Here is a 20,247-nt window from a genome sequence, read left to right as displayed (position 1 = left end):
GTCGTGCTGGGCTTGGGCCTGGCCTTTGATCGTTTCACGCCGCTGGGCGGCTGAAGCGCTCTATGCCGTCTGCACCTCGGCGGCGTTGCAGCTGGCCTGACAGCCACAGCAGGTTCAGGTGGGCCACGGCTTCGCCCATGGCAAAGGTGGTCTGGTGCACATCCAGCGCGCGCTTGAACAGCACGGGCAAAAGTTCATGCGCACACCGGGCTTGTCCGGTGCAGGTGGCCAGCAATTCGCTCAGGCGTTCTTGGTGGTGGGTGCGCAGTTGTGCAATACGGGTCGACGCGCCCCTGAATGGTCGCCCGTGCGAGGGCAAGACCAGTGTTTCGTCGCTCAGGTGCACCATCTTGTCCAGCGAATCCAGAAACAGCTGCAGCGGGTTGCTGTCGGGCTCCATCGCGTACACGCTGATGTTGGTCGAAATCGAGGGCAGCAGCATATCGCCGCTGATCAGCAACTGGTTTTGCGCGTCGTGCAGGGCCATGTGTTCAGGCGAATGGCCAAAGCCGCTGATGCATTGCCAGACCCGCTCGCCAATGGTCACTGGCATACCGGCCATCAGCCGCACATAAGTCGGCGGTATCAGGGGCACCATGCTGGGGTAGTAGTTCGCACGCGACTTCACCACCGCCAACTCTTCGGCCTGGTGCCAGCCGTGCGCTGCAAAAAATGCCACCGTGGCCTCACCCCCAAAGTTGGACAGGCCATGGCTGGCGAGCATGGCCGACTGGTATTCGCTGGTGCTCATCCACAGTGGCGCTTGCCAGCGCTCGCACAGCCAATGGGCCAGGCCCATGTGGTCCGGGTGCATGTGGGTGACCAGCACGCGCAAAATAGGCAGGCTCTGTAGCACTTGTTGCTCCACCTGCAACCAGGTCTCGCGGGTGGCGGGGTTGTCGATGCCGCAGTCCACCGCCGTCCAGCCTTCTTGCATCACGCCGGACTGGGTGGGGTGGGGCAAACGGTCGCGCAGCAGCCACAGGTTGATGTGGTTCAGGGCAAAGGGTAGGCCCATGCGCAGCCAGAAAACACCGGGGGCTACTTCTAGGGCAGTGCCTGAAGGCGGCAGTTGTTCGCCCAAGGGGTAGTCCAACGCGAAGGAGCTGACGCTGGTGGGAGGCGTTTGCATCATGCGGTCTGTGGGCAAGGGAGGCATGCGTCGGGTGGTTTCGGTTAGCATTCGGGCCATTGACGTTAACGTTAACGTCAAATATGAATTGGCATTCTAGGGGGGCGGCTTTTCGCAGGCCTGTCCCCTTTGCGCAAGACGGTGAGGACCCCACGCCATGGCGAACACGTTCACGATCAGCGATCTGGCTCAGGAATTTGACCTGACCACCCGCGCCATCCGCTTTTACGAAGACATGGGCCTGCTCGAGCCCGAGCGCTCCGGCCCGGGCGGGCGCAACCGCGTCTACTCGTCGCGCGACCGCACCCGCCTGAAGCTCACCTTGCGCGCCAAGCGCCTGGGCCTGTCGCTGAACGAGGCCAAGGACCTGATCGACATGTACGACAGCCCGCGCGACACGGTGCCGCAACTCAAGAAGTTTCTGGTGGTGTTGGCCGAGCACCGCCAGCAGCTCGAATCTCAGCTGGCCGACTTGCAGGCCACGTTGGACGAAGTGAAAACCCACGAAAAAGAAACCCGCAGCTTGCTGACCAAGGCCAACAAGGCCAGTGGCGCGGCTTGAAAGCCAGGACCGATCACGCTGGGTTTTGATTGACGTTGACGTAAACGTCAATTAAAGTCACGGCTTGCCAAAACCATTGGATTTCATGTGACCTCCCCCATTTCAGCCCACGAACGTGTCGCCCTCAGCCTGGCTCGCCAGGGCATGATGAACCATTTGGGCGTGCGGCTGTTGTCGGCCACCGAGGGGCGGGTGGAGTTGGCCTTGCCCTACAGCGACAAGGCCACACAGCAGCAAGGCGGCTTCCACGGCGGGGCCATTGGCGCACTGGCGGATATTGCGGGCGGTTATGCCGGCTTGACGGTGGCGCCCGAAGGCATGGAAGTGGTCACGGTCGAATTCAAAATCAATTTTCTCAACAGCTTACAAGGCGGTGAAATCCGCGCCACCGGCAAGGTACTCAAAGCCGGTCGCCGTGTCATCGTGACCTCGGCCGAGGTCGTGCACATCGACGCCAACGGCAAAAGCACCCCTTGCGCTGTGATGCAGCAAACCCTGGCCCCAGTGCCCCAAACTTACTGAGCCGGCGTCCTGATCGCCGTTATTTCAAGCCCACTCAAGAACCCAAGGAGAGCTCTCATGAACAACCTGCCCGGCCTGAATTTCCAACTTGGTGAAGACATCGACGCCCTGCGCGACGCGGTGCGCGACTTTGCTCAGGCTGAAATCGCGCCCCGCGCTGCACAGATTGACCGCGATGACCAGTTCCCGATGGACCTGTGGTGCAAGATGGGCGATCTCGGCGTGCTGGGCATCACCGTGGGTGAGGAGTACGGCGGCGCCAACATGGGTTACCTGGCCCACATGATCGCGATGGAAGAAATTTCCCGCGCTTCGGCCAGCGTGGGCTTGAGCTATGGCGCGCACTCCAACCTGTGCGTCAACCAGATCAAGCGCAATGGCAACGAAGTCCAGCGCGCCAAGTACCTGCCCAAACTCATCAGTGGCGAACACGTCGGTGCCTTGGCCATGTCCGAACCCGGTGCGGGCTCGGACGTGCTGAGCATGAAGCTCAAGGCAGAAGACAAGGGCGGCTACTACCTGCTCAACGGCTCCAAGATGTGGATCACCAACGGGCCGGATGCCGACACTCTGGTGGTCTATGCCAAGAGTGAGCCCGAGCTGGGCGCGCGCGGCGTGACGGCCTTCCTGATCGAAAAGGGTATGAAGGGTTTTTCCATTGCGCAAAAACTCGACAAACTGGGCATGCGCGGCAGCCATACGGGTGAGTTGGTGTTCAACAACGTGGAAGTGCCTGCCGAAAATATTTTGGGTGGCCTCAACAACGGGGCCAAGGTGCTGATGAGCGGCCTCGACTATGAGCGCGCCGTGCTCACGGGCGGACCGCTGGGCATCATGCAGGCTGTCATGGACAACGTGATCCCCTACATCCACGACCGCAAGCAGTTTGGCCAGAGCATTGGCGAGTTTCAGCTGATCCAGGGCAAGGTGGCCGATATGTACACCGTGCTGCAAGCTGGCCGCAGCTTTGCCTACACCGTGGCCAAGAACCTGGACCTGCTGGGGGCCGAGCATGTGCGCCAAGTCCGCAAGGATTGCGCCTCGGTCATCCTATGGACTGCAGAAAAAGCCACTTGGATGGCGGGCGAGGGCGTGCAGATTTTTGGTGGCAATGGCTACATCAACGAATACCCGCTGGGCCGCTTGTGGCGTGATGCCAAGCTGTACGAAATCGGCGCGGGCACGAGTGAAATCCGACGTATGCTGATCGGCCGCGAGCTGTTTGCCGAAACCTGCTGAGGCCTTTTGTCACAGAGCGGCAAGCCAGTCCGGCGACAATCTCCACATGACTTCTTCACTGCAAAACCTTCTGGACAACAACCGCCAATGGTCTGAGCGCATGGTGCGCGATGACCCGGCCTTTTTCTCGCGTCTGGCCAATCAGCAAAACCCCAAGTATTTGTGGATCGGCTGCTCGGACAGCCGTGTGCCCGCCAACCAGATCACCGGGCTGGACCCGGGCGAGGTGTTCGTGCACCGCAACGTGGCCAACGTGGTGGTGCACTCCGATCTGAACGCACTGTCGGTTATCCAGTACGCGGTGGATGCGCTCAAAGTCGAGCACATCATGGTGGTGGGCCATTACGGCTGCGGTGGTGTGCTGGCCACGCTGCGCGGCATGCGTGTGGGCCTGGCCGACAACTGGCTGCGCCATGTGCACGATGTCAAGGTGCGCCACCGTCGCCGTCTGGATCACCTGACGGTGCCCGAGCAAGAGGATGCTTTGTGCGAGATGAATGTGATCGAGCAGGTGGGCAACGTGGCTCTGACCAATGTGGTGCAAGACGCCTGGTCGCGCGGACAAAAACTCAATGTACACGGCTGGTGTTACGGCCTGAAAGACGGCCTGGCCAAAGACTTGGGCGTGAGCATGAGCGGCGCCCACGAGGTGGTGGACGTGTTCCGTAACGCCTTCAAGCGTTATCCGCGAGGCGCCTGAGTCGGCATTGCCCATGAGCTTGGCAGACCTCTTGGAGTTGGGCAGCTACGCGGTGACCGTGTTCGGTCTGCCCTACGCGGCCTGGGCCTTCTGGGTTGAGCAGCGCAAGGAGCGCGAGAACGAAGAAGAAGAGGCCTACCAGCACCTGTCGGACGCTTACAACGATTTCCTCAAGGTGGTGCTGGACCACGCTGATCTGCAGTTGCGCACCACACAGGCCTTGCCGAACCCGACGCCCGAGCAGCGCGAACGCATGATGACGATTTTCGACATGCTGATCGCCTTGTTCGAGCGGGCCTATCTGATTGCCTACCGCTCGGACATGAGCGCCACCGAACAGCGGCGCTGGAACTCCTGGGACGACTATATGCGCGAGTGGTGCAGGCGCGACGATTTCCGCCAGGCTTTGCCCCTCATGCTGCGTGGCGAAGACCCCGACTTCGTCGCTTATATCCGCCGCATTGCCGAAGAAGAAACCGGCGAACACCTCATCATTGCCGACATCCACCAAAACACTTGAAAGGCCTCACCATGTCACACGACCCCATCGTCATCGTCAGCGCTGCCCGCACCCCCATGGGCAGCTTCCAGGGCGACTTTTCTGCGCTGGCCGCACACGACCTGGGCGGCGCGGCCATCAAAGCCGCTGTCGAGCGCGCAGGCATCAGCCCCGAGCTGGTCACCGAAGTGCTGTTTGGCAACTGCCTGATGGCGGGCCAAGGCCAGGCGCCAGCGCGTCAAGCGGGCTTCAAGGGCGGCTTGCCCAAGAGCGCGGGTGCCGTCACCTTGTCCAAGATGTGCGGCTCGGGCATGCGCGCGGCCATGTTCGCGCACGACATGCTGGTGGCCGGCACGCACGATGTGCTGGTAGCCGGGGGCATGGAGAGCATGACCAACGCGCCTTACCTGATGCTCAAGGGCCGTGGCGGCTACCGCATGGGCCATGACCGCATCTTCGACCACATGATGCTCGACGGCCTGGAAGACGCTTACGAGCCCGGCCGCAGCATGGGCACCTTTGGCGAAGACTGCGCGGCCAAATACAGCTTCACCCGCGCCGAGCAAGACCACTTTGCCACCACCAGCGTGCAGCGCGCCAAAGCCGCCACCGAGTCGGGCGCTTTTGCGGCCGAAATCACGCCCGTGACGGTGAAAGACCGCAGCGGCGAGCGTGTGGTGTCGATTGACGAAGGCCCTGGCAAAGTCAAGCTCGACAAGATCACTTCATTGAAGCCCGCCTTCAAGAAAGACGGCACCATCACCGCCGCCAGCAGCTCGTCCATCAACGACGGCGCGGCTGCCATGGTGTTGATGCGCGAGAGCACCGCCACCAAGCTCGGCTGCAAGCCTCTGGCCCGCATCGTGAGCCACGCCACCCACGCCCAAGAGCCCGAATGGTTCGCTACGGCCCCGGTGGGCGCGACCCAAAAAGCCCTGGCCAAAGCCGGCTGGAAAGTCGAAGACGTCGACCTGTGGGAAGTCAACGAAGCCTTCGCCGTGGTGCCCATGGCGCTGATGAAAGAGCTGAACGTGTCGCACGACAAGGTCAACGTGAACGGCGGTGCTTGCGCATTGGGCCACCCGATTGGCGCATCCGGCGCGCGCATCATGGTCACGCTGATCCACGCGCTCAAGGCCCGGGGCCTGAAAAAAGGCCTGGCCACGCTGTGCATCGGTGGTGGCGAAGGCACGGCGGTCGCGCTGGAGTTGGTCTGACGCATGTCGACGGTCCTGCTTGTTGGCGCTTCCCGCGGCATTGGCTGGGAGCTGGCGCGTCAGTACATGGACCACGGCGATCGGGTGATCGCCACGTCCCGTTCTGACGAGGGTCTGGTCCGGCTCAAGGCGCTGGGCGCGCAAACGCTGCGGCTGGATGTGGCCAACCCGGCCAGCAACTCGGGCTTGTCGTGGCAGCTCGATGGCGAAAAAATCGACCTGGCGGTTTATGTGGCAGGCGCGATGGACCGCGCCAGTGCCAGCACGCCGCCGACCCGCGACCGCTTTGATGCCGTCATGCACACCAACGTGATGGGCGCGATGCAGGTCATCCCCCAGATCTTGCCCATGGTGCAGGAAGCGCAGGGCGTCATCGCCTGCATCAGCTCCATCATGGGCAGCCTGCAAGAGACGACCAGCGGCAATGCCGCGCTCTATCGCGTCAGCAAGGCGGCGCTCAACATGGTGGTGCGCTGCACGCAGGCCGAGCAGCCGGGCATCACCGTGCTGGCCATCCATCCCGGCTGGGTTCAGACCGACATGGGTGGCGCAGCCGCACCGCTGACGCCCGAACACAGCGCGAGCAGCCTGCGCCAGACCCTGAGCCAAGTGCTTGAACAACGCGACCCGAAACACCGGGGCGCATTTTTGAACCACGACGGCCAGTCGCTGCCGTGGTGAACTGACCAAGAAAGACCGACATGCTGCTGACCCCCGACCAGGAAATGATCCGTGACGCCGTGCGCGACTTTGCCCAGCGCGAGCTGTGGCCGCATGCCGCCGAATGGGACAAAAAGCACCACTTTCCCAAAGACGTGCACAAAGGCCTGGCCGAACTGGGCGCTTATGGCATCTGCGTGCCCGAAGAGCTGGGCGGCGCGGGCCTGGACTATGTGACGCTGGCGCTGGTGCTCGAAGAAATCGCGGCCGGTGACGGCGGCACCAGCACCGTGATCAGCGTGACCAACTGCCCGGTGAACGCCATCTTGATGAAGTTTGGCAACGCCCAGCAAAAGAAGCAGTGGCTTGAACCGCTGGCACGCGGCGAGATGCTGGGCGCGTTTTGCCTGACCGAGCCGCATGTGGGCAGCGATGCGTCGTCTTTGCGCACGACGGCGGTGAAAGACGGCGACAGCTACGTCATCAACGGCGTCAAGCAGTTCATCACCAGTGGCAAGAACGGAGACGTGGCCATTGTGATTGCCGTGACCGACAAGGGCGCAGGCAAAAAGGGCATGAGCGCCTTCCTCGTGCCGACCAATGCTCCGGGCTATGTGGTGGCGCGTCTGGAAGACAAGCTGGGCCAACATTCCAGCGACACCGCACAGATCAACTTTGACAACTGCCGCATCCCGGCCGAGAACCTGATTGGCAAAGAGGGCGAGGGCTATGGCATTGCGCTGGGCGGTCTGGAGGGTGGGCGCATCGGCATCGCTGCGCAAAGCCTGGGCATGGCCCGCAGCGCTTTGGATGTGGCCATCGACTACGCCAAGCAGCGCGAGAGCTTTGGCACTGCCATCTTCAACCATCAGGCGGTGGGTTTCCGCCTGGCCGACTGCGCCACGCAACTCGAAGCGGCCCGTCAGCTGATTTGGCACGCGGCCAGCCTGCGCGACGCGGGCCGCCCTTGCCTCAAAGAGGCCGCCATGGCCAAGCTGTTTGCCAGCGAAGTGGCTGAAAAAGTCTGCTCGGCCGCCATCCAGACCCTGGGTGGCTACGGTTATGTGAGCGACTTCCCGGTGGAGCGCATCTACCGCGATGTGCGCGTGTGCCAGATCTACGAAGGCACCAGCGACGTGCAGAAAATCATCATCCAGCGCGCACTTTGAGGGGGTGACCGGGCGGTTGCTCCAGGCCGCTCACGTATGATTTCGGCTTATGAACATCATCATCCTGGGCGCAGGCCGCGTGGGCGAAAGCGTCGCTGAAAGCCTGGTCTCCGAGCAAAACGACATCACCGTCATTGACCAGGACCCGGCGCGCCTGCGCCTGCTCGAAGAGCGCCTAGACCTGCGCGGCGTGGTGGGCAATGGCATCCAGCCTTCGGTGCTGCGCGAAGCCGGGGCCCAGGACGCGGACATGTTGATCGCCTGCGCGGCGGCCGACGAGTCGAATCTGGTAGTTTGCAAGATCGCCCACGATGTCTTCAACGTGCCCACCACCATCGCCCGCCTGCGTTCGCCCGAGTTCAACGAGGGCGACGCCTTGTTGGGCAAGTCCGGTTTCGCGGTGGACCATGTGATCTGCCCCGAAGAGTCGGTGATGCGCTACATCGAGCAGCTCATCCAGTATCCCGAGGCTTTGCAGGTGCTTGAATTTGCCGAGGGCCGGGTCAGCCTGATCGTGGTGCGCGCCGCGGCCGACAGCCTGCTGGTGAACCACACCATTGCCGAGTTCCGTGACCGTTTGCCCGATGCCCAGATGCGCGTGGTGGCCCTGTACCGCCAAGACGCCCAGGTCGACGCCTTGCCCGAGACCCGCATCCTGCCCGGCGACGAGGTCTTTGTGCTGGCCGACACCCGCAAGATCCGCATCGTGCTGGCCGGTATCCACAAAACCGACAAACCCGTGCAGCGCCTGATGCTGGCCGGTGGCGGCAAAGTGGGTTTGCGCCTGGCGCGCATTCTGGCGGGTCAGTACGATGTGAAGTTGATCGAGCGCGATAAAAAGCGCTGTGAATACCTGGCCAGCCAGTTGCCGTCCAGCACCCTGATCCTGAACGGCGACGGTGCCGATGAAGACCTGCTGCACGAAGAGAACGTGGGCGAGATGGACCTGTTTTTGGCGCTGACCAGCGACGACGAAGACAACATCATGTCCGCCATGTTGGCCAAGCGCATGGGCGCGCGGCGCGTCATGGCCCTGATCAACCGCCGCGCTTACGCCGACATGATGCAGGGCAGCACGATCGACATTGCGATCTCGCCCGCGCAAACCGTGATCGGCGAGCTGCTGGCGCATTTGCGCCGGGGTGATGTGGCGGCGGTGCACAGCCTGCGCCGGGGCGCGGCCGAAGCGCTGGAGGGCATTGCACGCGGCGACCTCAAAACCTCCAAGCTGGTCGGGCGACGCGTTGAGGAAATCAAGCTGCCCCTGGGCGTGAGCATGGGCGCCATTGTGCGGGGCGAGGGCAAAAAGTCCGAAGTGCTCATGCCGCACCACGACACCCTGATCGAGGCCGACGACCACATTATCCTGTTCATCCCCAACAAACGCGATGTGCGTGCGGTGGAAAAACTGTTCCAGGTCAGCGCGACCTTTTTTGGCTGATGCTCAAGACCTTTTTCCCCGTGCTGTCGCTGATGGCGCGCATCCTGCTCGCGTTTTCGGTCACCTTTCTGGTGCCCGGCATCTGGGCCTGGTTTGAAGACCACCGCGACCTGCAGTGGATCTGGCTGGCGGGTTTTGGCCTGACCGCTTTCAGCGGTTTGCTGTTGGTGGCCATCACCCAACGCCACCGCCGTGAACTGCGGGCCAAAGATGGCTTTTTGCTGGTCAATCTGGTGTGGCTGGTGTTGCCCGCGTATTCGGCCTTGCCGCTCATGTTTTTGGTGCCCGAGATCACTTGGTTCAAGGCCTACTTTGAAGCCATGAGTGCGCTCACCGCTACCGGGGCCACAGCCTTGTCGGGGCTCGACCATTTGCCGGTGTCGGTCAACATCTGGCGCTGCTTTTTGCAGTTGATTGGCGGCCTGGGCATCATGCTGCTGGTGGTGGCGGTGCTGCCTTTGCTGGGGCTGGGCGGCGTGCAGCTGTACAAGGCCGAGACCCCTGGCCCCATGAAAGACACCAAGTTCACCCCCCGCATCGCCGAGACGGCGCGGGGCCTTTGGGGCGTTTACTTCTTGTTTTCGGGCGCGTGTTGGCTGGCCTACCGCTGGGCGGGCATGAGCTGGGCCGATGCCTTCATGCACATGTGCACCACCATGGGCCTGGGTGGTTTTTCTTCGCATGACGCCAGCTTTGCGCATTTCAATTCGCCCCTCATCGAAATGGTGGCCATCGTGTTCATGACGCTGGCGGGCATCAGTTTTGTGCGCTACTTCGTGGTGCTGCGCAGCCTGTCGCTCAAGCCCGTGACCGGTGACCATGAAATCCGCACCTATTTCGCGGTGCTGGTCTTGTCCACCTTGCTGCTCACTGGTCTGTTGCTGGCCCATGGGGTGTACACCGATGTGCCGCAGGCTTTGCGTGCCAGCGCTTTCCATGTGGTGTCGTTGGCCACCACCACCGGCTATGCCGCCACCGACTACGCCCAGTGGCCTGTTTTTGCACCGGTCATGCTGATGTTTCTGGGCTGCTTTGTGTCGTGCGCGGGCTCCACAGGTGGCGGCATCAAGATGGTGCGCATGATTTTGTTGATCAAGCAGGCCCGGCGCGAGCTGGTGCGCATCATCCATCCGCGTGTGGTCAACCCGGTCACCTTGGGCGGCGGCGTGTTGCCCATGTCGGTCATGACGGCGGTGCTGGGTTTCATGCTGATTTATGGCGCGGCCACCATGGGCCTGAGCCTATTGCTCTTGCTCAGCGGCATGGACATCGTCACCGCGTTCTCGGCGGTGATCGCCACCGTCAACAACATCGGCCCCGGGCTGGGCGAGGTGGGGCCGTCGGGCAACTTCGGCGGCCTGAGCCCGTTTCAGCTGGTTGTTCTGACTTTTGCCATGCTGTTAGGCCGACTGGAGCTGTTGTCGGTGCTGGTGTTATTCAGCGCCCACTTTTGGCGAAAATGACGAGGGTTCAAAGCCCGACTAACAAGGAGACACACATGCCCATCACCAAAGGATTCCAAGCCCTCGTGGACGAGGCCATGGCCCAGGTCACCACGCACAGCGTGGAAGACGTCTGCGCCCGTTTGAGCGACCCCCAAGTCCAGATCGTGGACATCCGCGACCCGCGCGAACTCGAACGCGATGGCACCTTGCCGGGTGCCCTGCTCGCGCCCCGGGGCATGCTCGAATTCTGGGTAGACCCGGCTTCGCCCTACTTCAAGCCCGTGTTCGCCGACGAGAGCAAACAGTTCATTCTGTTTTGCGGCGCAGGCTGGCGCAGCGCCCTGGCCACCAAAACCCTGCAGGACATGGGCATGACCAACGTGGCTCACATCGACGGTGGCTTTGCCGCCTGGAAAAAAGCCGCCGCTCCCACCGTCACGCCGGAGCAGCACAAGGCCGAAAGCGCAGCGCGCAAAGGTGCGTGATGGTGGCCGGGACCGAGTTCCGGTTTGGGAGCGAGCCTTTGCTCGCCAACGCTTGTCGCGCCGCATGTGCAATGCACTGCCATAACGGCCTTGCACAGCCATGAGCCACAACCACTGCCCCTGCGGCCGCACTAGCCCTAAAGGCCAGATTCCGAGTCTGGATGAATGTTGCGGCCCACTGCACCGCGGCCTGGCCGCACCCTGTGCCGAACGCCTGATGCGCTCACGCTACAGCGCCTTTGTACTGGGCCATGTGCCTTATTTACTGGCCACCTGGCACAGCAGCCAACGGCCTGCCGAGCTGACGCTTGAAGCTGGGGTCAAATGGCTGGGGCTGGAGATCCGACAGCACCGCGTCACCGGTGCCGACACCGCCGAGGTCGAATTTGTGGCGCGCTTTCGGGTCGGCGGTAAGGCCGTGCGCCAGCATGAACGCAGCCGTTTTGTGCGTGAAGATGGGGGCGAAGGCCTGCGCTGGTTTTACGTGGACGGCGATGTGCTGTGAGCCATCACTTCGTACAACTCCAGTGGCAATCCATCCGGGTCTGCAAAAAAGACAAAACGGCGTCCCGTGTACTCATCGGTGCGGATGTCTTCAACGACGATGTTTTGTGCGTGCAGGTGTTGCACCCAATCGGTGACGCTTTCGACGGCAAACGCCAGGTGTCTTAGGCCCCGCGCTTCGGGGTAGCTGGGGCGGGGTGGCGCGTCGTTGAAAGAAAACAGCTCGACTTGAGCGCCATCCGGCAACACCATATCCAGCTTCCAGGACCCGCGCTCAGTCCTGTGATTTTCTGCCAGCACCTGCAGTCCCAACACATGGGTATAAAAATGTTTGGACCGTTCGTAATCCGAGCAAATGATGGCTGCGTGGTGGATGCGAAGCAGGTGGGGCATGGCGCTCAGCTTGGGTGGTCAATTCGAGTCCGTAGTTTGCCCTGAAGCGGTGGCTTTATGATCGTTGGCATGAACTTTGAAGCCATTTTGTTTGACTGCGACGGCGTGCTGGTCGACAGCGAAGCCATCACCTGCGGCGTGCTGCGGGACATGTTTGAAGAGCAGGGCTGGCGCATGACGCTGGCCGAGTGCATGCAGCGCTTTGTGGGCCACACCGTCAAAAGCCAACGCAGCACCATCGAAGCGCACACCGGCCAGCCGCTTACCGATGAATGGCTGGAACAGTTTTTTGCCCGGCGCAACGAGCGCTTGACGCAAAGCATCACCGCCATCGACGACGTGCACGAGGCGGTGGCGCATTTGCATGACCATTGCCAGGGCCGCATCGCTGTGGCCTCCGGTGCCGACCGCTTCAAGGTCGAGATGATGCTCCGGCAAGTGGGGCTGATTCATTTTTTTGAAGGTCGGATTTTCAGCGGGCATGAGATGCCGCGCAGCAAACCGCACCCCGATGTGTACCTGGCCGCTGCAGCCCATTTGAAAGTGGAACCGGCTCACTGCCTGGTGGTGGAAGACACCACGGTGGGCATCACGGCGGGTGTGGCTGCAGGGGCCACCGTGTGGGCTTATGCCGCGCCGCCCGCCGAGCATGCCCCGCTCTTGCAAGCCGGGGCGCAACGGGTGTTCACCGGCATGCACGCGCTGCGTCTGGCTTGAGCCCGGATGGACGGGAGTTTTCAAAGCAATCTGGCCAGTCTGAATTCGTCAGGCGTTTGCCCCGTCCAGCCCTTGAAGGCCCGCATGAAACTCTTCTCGTTCTGAAACCCCACCTCGGCCGCGATTTGTTTGATCGGGCGCTGCGTGCGCAGCAGCAGGTCGGTGGCCAGGTCGCGGCGCACCGCGTCTTTGAGCTGCTGCAGGCTTGCGCCTTCTTCTTTCAGTTGCCTGTGCAGGGTGCGGGCCGACAGGTTGAGCCAGGCCGCCAGGTCGTCGGCATTGCGGCTGTGCTTGGGGTGCGCGGCCAGGGTCTGGCGCACTTTCTCCACCAGCAAACGGTCGCGCCGGTAAGGCCGCACCGTGAGCAGCAAGGCGCGCTGCAGCATGCGCTTCAGAGCAGCCTCCTCGCGGCGCACCGGCAGGCTCAGGTAGCCCGCGTCGAACTGCAGACTGTGCTGGGGCGCGTTGAATTGGGTCGGTCCGTCAAATAGCACTCGGTAGCTGCCCGCGTGCGGCGGCGGGGCAAAACGCAGGGTGGTTTGCAGCAAGGGGATGCGCGAGTCGGTCAGCCAGCAGGCCACGCCCAGCGCGTTGCGCAGCACCGACACCACGGCAAATTCCTGCAAAGCGCCAAGCTCGCGTTGCTCGGTCAATTGCAGGCTGGCCACGCCCTGGCTCTGGCTGACTTGCAATTGGATGTCTTCGGTCAGCAGGCCGTGGTGCCGGCACCATCGCGCCAGCGCCACGCCCAGGGTGGGTGCGGTCAGCGAGGCGCGCACCAGCATGCCGTAACTGCCCCAGGGCAGGCGGCGGCTGAACCAGCCCAGGGCCTCGTCGTCCAACTCGCGCATGGCACTGGCCGAGAGCCATTCCATTTGCAAAGCGGTGATGCGCGCATCGGGTTGGTCCAGTAAGTTTGGCGCAATTTGTGCCGCGGACAGCGCTGGCAAAGGGTCCAGTCCCCGTTGGGCATAGGTCGCCACGATGGCTTTGACAAAAGCCATGGGCGTCTCGGCACGACCGGTCGAGCCGAGGCTGGCAAGGGGGGCGGCTGCAGGATTCATGGCGGCATAAATTGTGGCACGATTTGCAACCCATTTGACACCCCACTACTGCCCAGTCGCCTTTAAGCTGGAGGGCATTGCACGTTCGATGCGCCCAGGCCAAGCCCTGCGGCGCAAGCCAAGGAAGTCCCATGACCGTTTTGCACTCCCAACTGAACCCGCGCTCTGCCGATTTCCAGCACAACGCCGCCGCCATGCGCGGCCTGGTCGATGACCTGCGTGCCCACCTCGAGCGCGTAGCCCAAGGTGGTGGCGAAGGCCCTCGCGCCAAGCACACCGCCCGGGGCAAGCTGCTGCCGCGTGACCGCGTGCAGATGTTGCTCGACTCCGGGACGCCTTTCCTCGAAGTCGCACCGCTGGCCGCGCTCAACATGTACAACAACGACGCGCCCAGCTCCGGTGTGATCGTGGGCATTGGCCGTGTGAGCGGGGTGGACTGCATGATCGTGTGCAACGACGCCACGGTGAAGGGCGGCACCTACTACCCCATGACGGTGAAAAAGCATTTGCGTGCACAAGAGATCGCGCAGCAAAACCGCCTCCCTTGTATTTATCTGGTCGACTCGGGCGGTGCCAACCTGCCTAACCAGGACGAAGTCTTCCCCGACCGCGACCACTTCGGCCGCATCTTCTTCAACCAGGCCAACATGAGCGCACTGGGCATCGCGCAAATCGCCGTGGTCATGGGCTCGTGCACGGCCGGTGGCGCCTATGTGCCTGCGATGAGCGATGAGACCATCATCGTCAAGAACCAGGGCACCATCTTTTTGGGTGGCCCACCCTTGGTGAAGGCGGCTACCGGCGAGGTGGTGAGCGCTGAAGACCTGGGCGGTGGCGATGTGCACACGCGCTTGAGTGGCGTAGCCGACCATTTGGCGCAAAACGATGTGCACGCGCTGGCGTTGGCGCGCCAAGCCGTGAAAAACCTCAATGCCCAAAAGGCCCCCAGCATCGCCACGCACGCCCCCGTGCCACCCAAGTTCGACGCGCAAGAGCTGTATGGCGTGATCCCGACCGACACGCGCAAACCCTTTGATGTGCGCGAGATCATCGCCCGCATCGTCGACGGCTCCGAGTTCGACGAATTCAAGTCGCGCTTTGGCACCACCCTGGTCTGCGGCTTTGCCCGCATCGAAGGCATGCCTGTGGGCATCATCGCCAACAACGGCATCTTGTTCAGCGAGTCGGCGCTCAAGGGCGCGCACTTCATCGAGCTGTGCTGCCAGCGCAAGACGCCCCTGGTCTTCTTGCAGAACATCACCGGCTTCATGGTCGGGCGCAAATACGAAAACGAAGGCATCGCCCGCAACGGCGCGAAGATGGTCACGGCCGTGGCCACTGCGGCGGTGCCCAAGTTCACCATCATCATCGGCGGCAGCTTTGGCGCAGGCAACTACGGCATGTGCGGCCGCGCCTACAGCCCCCGCTTTTTGTGGATGTGGCCCAACGCCCGCATCTCCGTTATGGGTGGCGAGCAAGCCGCGAGTGTCTTGGCCACCGTCAAGCGCGATGGCATCGAGGCCAAGGGCGGCCAGTGGAGCATGGAGGAAGAAGAAGCCTTCAAGGCCCCGATCAAGCAGCAGTACGAAGACCAGGGCCACCCCTATTACGCTACCGCCCGCATCTGGGACGACGGGATCATCGACCCGGCCGACACCCGCCGCGTGCTGGCGCTGGGCTTGAGCGCATCGCTGAATGCACCGATTCCTGAAACCAAGTTCGGCCTGTTCCGGATGTGAAGAGGCTGGCATGAGTGCACTGAACATTTCTACCCTAGGCGGCGTACACACCATCACGCTGTCGCGCCCCGATGTGCGCAACGCCTTCAACGACGAAGTCATTGCCGAGCTGAAAAATGCATTCCTGGCGGTGGCGCAAGACAGCACCGTGCGCTGCGTGGTGCTGGCTGCCGTGGGCCCCGCGTTTTGTGCCGGTGCAGACCTGAACTGGATGCGCCGCATGGCCGACTACACCCGCGATGAAAACCTGGCCGATGCGGGTGAGTTGGCCGCCATGCTGAAGGCGATTTATGAATGCCCGCAACCCACGATTGCCCGTGTGCAAGGCGATGTGTATGCCGGTGGCATGGGCCTGGTGGCGGCGTGTGACATGGCCGTGAGTGTGGACACGGCGAACTACTGCCTGAGCGAAGTCAAACTGGGTTTGATTCCTGCGACGATCAGCCCCTATGTGATCCGTGCCATGGGTGCGCGCGCAGCGCACCGTTATTTTTTGACGGCTGAGCGTTTTGGCGCGGCCGAGGCGCACCGCATCGGCCTGGTGCACGACGTGGTGACGGCCGATGCCCTGGACGCCAAAGTGGCCGAGCTGACCCAGGCATTGGTGAGCGCCAGCCCCAACGCCGTGCGCGCCTGCAAAAAGCTGGTGCAGGACGTGGCCGAGCGCGAGATCAACGAGGCGCTGGTGGCGCAGACGGTGGAGGGCATTGCCGACATTCGTGCCAGCAGCGATGGCAAGGAGGGGGTGCAAGCCTTCCTGCAAAAACGCAAACCGGCATGGTTGTTGTGATGCTGACCCACAGTTCGTCATCAACGACCAATTTGTCATCGCGAGGCACGCAGAGATCCATATGGCGGCTGCGGCCTTACAAGGAGTTATGAATGTTTAAAAAAATCTTGATCGCCAACCGTGGCGAAATTGCCTGTCGCGTTGCGGCCACTGCCAGCCGGATGGGCATCCAGACCGTGGCCGTTTATTCGGACGCCGACGCCGGGGCCAAACATGTGCAAGCGTGTGACGAGGCCGTGCATGTGGGCGGCTCGGCCCCCAAAGACAGCTACCTGCGCTGGGAGCAGATTTTGCAAGCGGCCAAAGACACGGGCGCTGAGGCCGTGCACCCCGGCTACGGTTTTCTGAGCGAAAACGAAGACTTTGCCAAGGCCTGCGCCGCTGCCGGTTTGGTGTTCATCGGCCCGCCTGCTTCGGCGATTTTGGCAATGGGCCTCAAAGCCGAATCCAAGCGATTGATGGAGCAAGCCGGTGTGCCCCTGGTGCCCGGCTACCACGGGGCCGACCAGGACCCCGCGCTGCTGCAGCGCGAGGCCGACCGCATCGGTTACCCCGCCCTGATCAAAGCCAGCGCCGGTGGTGGTGGCAAAGGCATGCGCGTGGTCGAAAAGTCCGAGGACTTTGCGGCGGCTTTGGCCAGCTGCCAGCGCGAGGCCATCAACAGCTTTGGCAGCGATGCGGTGCTGATCGAAAAGTATGTGCAGCGCCCACGCCACATCGAGATCCAGGTGTTTGGCGACACACAAGGCAACTGCGTGTATTTGTTCGAGCGCGATTGCTCGGTGCAGCGCCGCCATCAGAAGGTGCTGGAAGAAGCCCCGGCGCCCGGCATGACCGAAGCCCTGCGTGCGCAAATGGGCGCAGCGGCTGTGGCCGCCGCCAAGGCGGTGAACTACGTGGGCGCGGGCACGGTGGAGTTCATCGTCGAGCAAACGGCCTATGACCAGCCCGAGTCGATGAAGTTCTATTTCATGGAGATGAACACCCGATTGCAGGTGGAGCACCCGGTCACCGAGGCCATCACCGGGTTGGACCTGGTCGAGTGGCAGTTGCGTGTGGCCAGTGGCGAGCCGCTGCCTTTGCGCCAGGAGCAGCTGCGCATCCAGGGCCACGCCATCGAGGCGCGCATTTGCGCTGAAAACCCCGACAACAACTTCTTGCCCGCCACCGGCACGCTGCAGGTCTACCGCAAGCCGCAAGCCACCAGCTTCGAGCGCGGCACAGTGCGTGTGGACGACGGCGTGCGCGAGGGCGACACCATCAGCCCGTTTTACGACTCGATGGTGGCCAAGCTCATCGTTCACGGCGACACCCGCGAGCAAGCGCTGGCACGGCTCGACACCGCTTTGGCGCAAACCCACATCGTGGGCCTGAACACCAATGTGCAGTTCTTGCGCCATGTGGTGCGCAGCGAGGCATTTGCCACCGCCAAGCTCGATACTGCACTCATTCAGCGCGAAGCCGCCGTGCTGTTCCAGCAGGAAACCGTGGGCTTGCCCGCCGCTGTGGCCGCCGTGGTGGCGCACACCCTGCACGCCGAAAAAGCCCAGCAGGGCGCAGACCCCTTCAGCCGCCGCGATGGCTGGCAGTCGCACGGCCTGGCACAACGCCGCTTTGAATTTGTCTGGCAAGACCAGCCACGTTCAGCCCGTCTGAATTATTTGCACGATGGCGCTGTGAGCCTGTCGCTGGAAGGCGACGAGGCCGCATCTGGCGTGCTGACGTTGGCTGCCGATGGCGCAGGCCTGTGGGTGCAGTGGGGCAGCGCCCCGCGAGTTTTCAGCCAGCTCGACTGGCAAGGCGAAACCGCGCACCTCTTCACGCCCCAGGGCGCAACCCGCATCACCGTGCTCGACCCGTTGGCCCACGCTGGTGAAGCCGCGCAAGAAGGCGGGCGCCTCACGGCCCCCATGCCGGGCAAGGTGGTGTCGTTTGCGGTCAAGGCGGGCGACAAGGTCAAGGCGGGTCAGCCTCTGGCGGTGATGGAAGCCATGAAGATGGAGCACACCATCAGTGCGCCCAAAGACGGCGTGGTGGCCGAGCTGCTCTACGCGCCGGGCGACCAAGTCGCCGACGGGGCAGAGCTGCTCAAGCTGGGCTGACAAAATCGGGCCATGAACATCACCATCTGCTTTGACAAGCTCGACCCCGCGCCCTGGGTGCTGGGCCTGCAACAAGCCTTCCCAGAGGCCTCGGTGTCCGCCTGGGCACCCGGTGAACCGCCCGCCCAGCATGCCATTGTGTGGGCACCGCCCCAGCAGTTCATCGACGAGCAGCCGGGCCTGCAAACCTTGTTCAACATCGGTGCGGGTGTGGACGCCTTGCTGAAGCTGAAACTGCCGCCCAGCCTGAAGGTGGTGCGCCTGGACGACGCGGGCATGTCGGTGCAGATGGCCGAATACGTGTGCCATGCGGTGATACGGCATTTCCGCGAGTTCGACGGCTACGACGCCGACACCCAATTGGGCAAATGGTCGTACCGCAAGCCGCGCAGCCGCGCCGACTTTGCGGTGGGCGTGATGGGCCTGGGTGTGCTGGGTACACGGGTGGCCCAGGCGCTGCAGGTGTTTGACTTTCCCGTGAACGGCTACAGCCGCAGCCCCAAAGACCTGCCCGGCATCCGCTGCTTCAGCGGGGCGCAGGGTTTGCCTGAATTTCTGGCCGCCACGCGCGTGCTGGTCAACCTGATGCCGCTCACGCCCGAGACTGAAAACATCCTGAACAAAGACACACTTTCGCAGCTGCAAAAAGGGGGCTATGTGATCAACGTGGCCCGTGGCAAGCATTTGGTGGACGAAGACCTCTTGGCCCTCATCGACAGTGGCCACCTCGCCGGGGCCACGCTGGACGTGTTCCGCACCGAGCCATTACCTGCCGACCATGTGTATTGGAAACACCCGAAAATCACCGTCACACCCCATACCTCGGCCCGCACCCTGCGCGAAGAAAGCATCGCGCAAATCGTGGGCAAAATGCAGACGCTGCAGCGCGGCGAGCCCATCCGTGGCGTGGTGGACCACCAGCGTGGTTATTGAACATTCAGAGCACCCCATGAACCTCCCTTCTCGCGTTCAACTCATCGACGTCGGCCCCCGCGACGGTTTGCAAAACGAAAAGCAGCCGGTGCCTGCCGAGGTCAAAATCGGTTTGGTGCATCGCCTGCAGGCGGCGGGCCTGACCGAGATCGAGGTCACCAGCTTTGTATCGCCGAAGTGGGTGCCGCAGATGGCCGACAACGCGGTCGTGATGGCGGGCATCGAGCGTCAGGCCGGCGTGCGCTATTCGGTGCTCACACCGAATATGGTGGGTTACCAAGCGGCGGTGGCTTCGAAGCCCGACGAGATTGTGGTGTTTGGTGCCGCCAGCCAGGCCTTCAGCCAAAAGAACATCAACTGCTCCATCGAAGAAAGCATGGAACGCTTTGCGCCCGTGGTGCAAGCTGCGCTGGCGGCAGGTATCGAGGTGCGCGGGGCCATGAGCTGCACCGTGGGCTGCCCTTATGAGGGCGAAGTGTCACCGGCCAGCGTGGCCCATCTGGCGGGTTTGATGAAACAGATCGGCGTGCAGCGTGTGGACGTGGCCGACACCATTGGTACGGGCACACCACTCAAGGTGCAGCGTGCCATCGAGGCCACGCTGCAGCACTTCGACATCGACCACATCTGCGGCCATTTCCACGACACCTATGGTCAGGCACTCGCCAACACACTGGCGTCGCTGCAAATGGGGGTGTGGAACTTCCAGTCGTCGGTGGCGGGTCTGGGCGGCTGCCCTTATGCCAAGGGCGCCACCGGCAATGTGGCCACCGAAGACGTGGTCTACATGCTGCACGGCATGGGCATTGCCACCGGCATTGACCTGGACAAGCTGGTCGATGCGGGGGTGTTCATCAGTGATTTTCTGGGCCGCCAACCGAACTCGAACGTGGCCAAGGCCTTGTTGAACAAACGGGCGGGTTGAGCGTGTGGG

Annotated in this window: 21 protein-coding genes; 18 read left to right on the top strand and 3 right to left on the bottom strand. The window is 62.7% G+C overall.

The features are described from left to right. Window positions 1–34: 34 nt before the first annotated feature. Window positions 35–1,135, bottom strand: a complete 1,101-nt coding sequence (locus ACHEXL_RS11705) for an MBL fold metallo-hydrolase (RefSeq protein ID WP_416559617.1) — start codon at window positions 1,133–1,135, stop codon at window positions 35–37. A gap of 154 nt (window positions 1,136–1,289) precedes the next feature. Between ACHEXL_RS11705 and ACHEXL_RS11700 the strand changes: the two genes are divergently transcribed. The 12 genes from ACHEXL_RS11700 (at window position 1,290) to ACHEXL_RS11645 (ending at window position 11,576) form a co-directional block, all read left to right on the top strand. Next, window positions 1,290–1,694, top strand: coding sequence for a MerR family transcriptional regulator (locus tag ACHEXL_RS11700; protein ID WP_416559616.1), 405 nt, complete (start codon window positions 1,290–1,292; stop codon window positions 1,692–1,694). A gap of 147 nt (window positions 1,695–1,841) precedes the next feature. After that, window positions 1,842–2,216: a PaaI family thioesterase gene (locus ACHEXL_RS11695; RefSeq protein ID WP_416561350.1), complete on the top strand. Its 375-nt coding sequence runs from the start codon at window positions 1,842–1,844 to the stop codon at window positions 2,214–2,216. Between the two features lie 57 nt (window positions 2,217–2,273). Next, window positions 2,274–3,455: an isovaleryl-CoA dehydrogenase gene (locus tag ACHEXL_RS11690; protein ID WP_416559615.1), complete on the top strand. Its 1,182-nt coding sequence runs from the start codon at window positions 2,274–2,276 to the stop codon at window positions 3,453–3,455. 46 nt (window positions 3,456–3,501) lie between these two features. Then, the gene (can, locus tag ACHEXL_RS11685) at window positions 3,502–4,155 is read left to right on the top strand and encodes a carbonate dehydratase (RefSeq protein ID WP_416559614.1); all 654 of its coding nucleotides are present in this window, start codon (window positions 3,502–3,504) and stop codon (window positions 4,153–4,155) included. Between the two features lie 13 nt (window positions 4,156–4,168). Next, entirely contained in the window at window positions 4,169–4,675 is a 507-nt protein-coding gene (locus ACHEXL_RS11680) for a hypothetical protein (RefSeq protein ID WP_416559613.1), read from the top strand. A gap of 11 nt (window positions 4,676–4,686) precedes the next feature. Beyond that, a complete protein-coding gene (locus tag ACHEXL_RS11675) occupies window positions 4,687–5,871 on the top strand; it encodes an acetyl-CoA C-acyltransferase (protein ID WP_416559612.1) in 1,185 nt (394 codons plus the stop codon). Window positions 5,872–5,874: 3 nt separating this feature from the next. Next, window positions 5,875–6,552, top strand: a complete 678-nt coding sequence (locus ACHEXL_RS11670) for an SDR family oxidoreductase (RefSeq protein ID WP_416559611.1) — start codon at window positions 5,875–5,877, stop codon at window positions 6,550–6,552. A gap of 20 nt (window positions 6,553–6,572) precedes the next feature. Beyond that, complete coding sequence (locus ACHEXL_RS11665) at window positions 6,573–7,700, top strand: acyl-CoA dehydrogenase family protein (RefSeq protein ID WP_416559610.1); 1,128 nt, start codon at window positions 6,573–6,575, stop codon at window positions 7,698–7,700. A 49-nt stretch (window positions 7,701–7,749) separates the two neighbouring features. Beyond that, window positions 7,750–9,141 carry a Trk system potassium transporter TrkA gene (gene trkA / locus ACHEXL_RS11660; protein ID WP_416559609.1) on the top strand — a complete coding sequence of 464 codons (1,392 nt, stop codon included), beginning with the start codon at window positions 7,750–7,752 and terminating at the stop codon, window positions 9,139–9,141. Beyond that, window positions 9,141–10,604, top strand: a complete 1,464-nt coding sequence (locus ACHEXL_RS11655; RefSeq protein ID WP_416559608.1) for a TrkH family potassium uptake protein — start codon at window positions 9,141–9,143, stop codon at window positions 10,602–10,604. Before trkA ends, ACHEXL_RS11655 begins: the two co-directional genes overlap by 1 nt. Window positions 10,605–10,639: 35 nt before the next feature. After that, complete coding sequence (locus ACHEXL_RS11650) at window positions 10,640–11,071, top strand: rhodanese-like domain-containing protein (RefSeq protein WP_416559607.1); 432 nt, start codon at window positions 10,640–10,642, stop codon at window positions 11,069–11,071. A gap of 100 nt (window positions 11,072–11,171) precedes the next feature. Continuing rightward, a complete protein-coding gene (locus ACHEXL_RS11645) occupies window positions 11,172–11,576 on the top strand; it encodes a YchJ family protein (RefSeq protein WP_416559606.1) in 405 nt (134 codons plus the stop codon). Here ACHEXL_RS11645 and ACHEXL_RS11640 read toward each other — a convergent pair. Beyond that, on the bottom strand, window positions 11,552–11,968 hold the full coding sequence (locus ACHEXL_RS11640) for a VOC family protein (RefSeq protein ID WP_416559605.1): 417 nt from the start codon (window positions 11,966–11,968) through the stop codon (window positions 11,552–11,554). The two genes, ACHEXL_RS11645 and ACHEXL_RS11640, sit on opposite strands and share 25 nt — an antisense overlap. 69 nt (window positions 11,969–12,037) lie before the next feature. On the opposite strand from ACHEXL_RS11640, the gene ACHEXL_RS11635 reads away from it, so the two are divergent. Further along, on the top strand, window positions 12,038–12,685 hold the full coding sequence (locus ACHEXL_RS11635) for an HAD family hydrolase (RefSeq protein WP_416559604.1): 648 nt from the start codon (window positions 12,038–12,040) through the stop codon (window positions 12,683–12,685). Window positions 12,686–12,705: 20 nt separating this feature from the next. Here the strand turns inward: ACHEXL_RS11635 and ACHEXL_RS11630 are convergent, their stop codons facing one another. Beyond that, complete coding sequence (locus tag ACHEXL_RS11630) at window positions 12,706–13,689, bottom strand: AraC family transcriptional regulator (RefSeq protein WP_416559603.1); 984 nt, start codon at window positions 13,687–13,689, stop codon at window positions 12,706–12,708. A gap of 191 nt (window positions 13,690–13,880) precedes the next feature. On the opposite strand from ACHEXL_RS11630, the gene ACHEXL_RS11625 reads away from it, so the two are divergent. The 5 genes from ACHEXL_RS11625 (at window position 13,881) to ACHEXL_RS11605 (ending at window position 20,238) form a co-directional block, all read left to right on the top strand. Continuing rightward, a complete protein-coding gene (locus tag ACHEXL_RS11625) occupies window positions 13,881–15,488 on the top strand; it encodes a carboxyl transferase domain-containing protein (protein WP_416559602.1) in 1,608 nt (535 codons plus the stop codon). A gap of 10 nt (window positions 15,489–15,498) precedes the next feature. Next, window positions 15,499–16,278: an enoyl-CoA hydratase/isomerase family protein gene (locus tag ACHEXL_RS11620; protein ID WP_416559601.1), complete on the top strand. Its 780-nt coding sequence runs from the start codon at window positions 15,499–15,501 to the stop codon at window positions 16,276–16,278. Between the two features lie 92 nt (window positions 16,279–16,370). Beyond that, window positions 16,371–18,380 carry an acetyl/propionyl/methylcrotonyl-CoA carboxylase subunit alpha gene (locus ACHEXL_RS11615; protein WP_416559600.1) on the top strand — a complete coding sequence of 670 codons (2,010 nt, stop codon included), beginning with the start codon at window positions 16,371–16,373 and terminating at the stop codon, window positions 18,378–18,380. Window positions 18,381–18,392: 12 nt separating this feature from the next. Next, a complete protein-coding gene (locus ACHEXL_RS11610; protein WP_416559599.1) occupies window positions 18,393–19,313 on the top strand; it encodes a 2-hydroxyacid dehydrogenase in 921 nt (306 codons plus the stop codon). A gap of 16 nt (window positions 19,314–19,329) precedes the next feature. Beyond that, a complete protein-coding gene (locus ACHEXL_RS11605) occupies window positions 19,330–20,238 on the top strand; it encodes a hydroxymethylglutaryl-CoA lyase (RefSeq protein ID WP_416559598.1) in 909 nt (302 codons plus the stop codon). The last annotated feature ends 9 nt before the right edge of the window (window positions 20,239–20,247 follow it).

The sequence above is a fragment of the Limnohabitans sp. YIMB22184 genome, assembly GCF_048020265.1.
Classification (GTDB): Bacteria; Pseudomonadota; Gammaproteobacteria; order Burkholderiales; family Burkholderiaceae_C; genus Limnohabitans_A.
Note: the sequence above shows the minus strand (reverse complement) of the source record. Positions and strands in the feature narration are given on the sequence as shown.

Bases quoted from the DNA above. Each gene is read 5' to 3' on its own strand.
- ACHEXL_RS11705 (WP_416559617.1), bottom strand. From the start codon at position 1,135: ATGATGCAAACGCCTCCCACCAGCGTCAGCTCCTTCGCGTTGGACTAC.
- ACHEXL_RS11700 (WP_416559616.1), top strand. From the start codon at position 1,290: ATGGCGAACACGTTCACGATCAGCGATCTGGCTCAGGAATTTGACCTG.
- ACHEXL_RS11695 (WP_416561350.1), top strand. From the start codon at position 1,842: ATGAACCATTTGGGCGTGCGGCTGTTGTCGGCCACCGAGGGGCGGGTG.
- ACHEXL_RS11690 (WP_416559615.1), top strand. From the start codon at position 2,274: ATGAACAACCTGCCCGGCCTGAATTTCCAACTTGGTGAAGACATCGAC.
- can (WP_416559614.1), top strand. From the start codon at position 3,502: ATGACTTCTTCACTGCAAAACCTTCTGGACAACAACCGCCAATGGTCT.
- ACHEXL_RS11680 (WP_416559613.1), top strand. From the start codon at position 4,169: ATGAGCTTGGCAGACCTCTTGGAGTTGGGCAGCTACGCGGTGACCGTG.
- ACHEXL_RS11675 (WP_416559612.1), top strand. From the start codon at position 4,687: ATGTCACACGACCCCATCGTCATCGTCAGCGCTGCCCGCACCCCCATG.
- ACHEXL_RS11670 (WP_416559611.1), top strand. From the start codon at position 5,875: ATGTCGACGGTCCTGCTTGTTGGCGCTTCCCGCGGCATTGGCTGGGAG.
- ACHEXL_RS11665 (WP_416559610.1), top strand. From the start codon at position 6,573: ATGCTGCTGACCCCCGACCAGGAAATGATCCGTGACGCCGTGCGCGAC.
- trkA (WP_416559609.1), top strand. From the start codon at position 7,750: ATGAACATCATCATCCTGGGCGCAGGCCGCGTGGGCGAAAGCGTCGCT.
- ACHEXL_RS11655 (WP_416559608.1), top strand. From the start codon at position 9,141: ATGCTCAAGACCTTTTTCCCCGTGCTGTCGCTGATGGCGCGCATCCTG.
- ACHEXL_RS11650 (WP_416559607.1), top strand. From the start codon at position 10,640: ATGCCCATCACCAAAGGATTCCAAGCCCTCGTGGACGAGGCCATGGCC.
- ACHEXL_RS11645 (WP_416559606.1), top strand. From the start codon at position 11,172: ATGAGCCACAACCACTGCCCCTGCGGCCGCACTAGCCCTAAAGGCCAG.
- ACHEXL_RS11640 (WP_416559605.1), bottom strand. From the start codon at position 11,968: ATGCCCCACCTGCTTCGCATCCACCACGCAGCCATCATTTGCTCGGAT.
- ACHEXL_RS11635 (WP_416559604.1), top strand. From the start codon at position 12,038: ATGAACTTTGAAGCCATTTTGTTTGACTGCGACGGCGTGCTGGTCGAC.
- ACHEXL_RS11630 (WP_416559603.1), bottom strand. From the start codon at position 13,689: ATGGCTTTTGTCAAAGCCATCGTGGCGACCTATGCCCAACGGGGACTG.
- ACHEXL_RS11625 (WP_416559602.1), top strand. From the start codon at position 13,881: ATGACCGTTTTGCACTCCCAACTGAACCCGCGCTCTGCCGATTTCCAG.
- ACHEXL_RS11620 (WP_416559601.1), top strand. From the start codon at position 15,499: ATGAGTGCACTGAACATTTCTACCCTAGGCGGCGTACACACCATCACG.
- ACHEXL_RS11615 (WP_416559600.1), top strand. From the start codon at position 16,371: ATGTTTAAAAAAATCTTGATCGCCAACCGTGGCGAAATTGCCTGTCGC.
- ACHEXL_RS11610 (WP_416559599.1), top strand. From the start codon at position 18,393: ATGAACATCACCATCTGCTTTGACAAGCTCGACCCCGCGCCCTGGGTG.
- ACHEXL_RS11605 (WP_416559598.1), top strand. From the start codon at position 19,330: ATGAACCTCCCTTCTCGCGTTCAACTCATCGACGTCGGCCCCCGCGAC.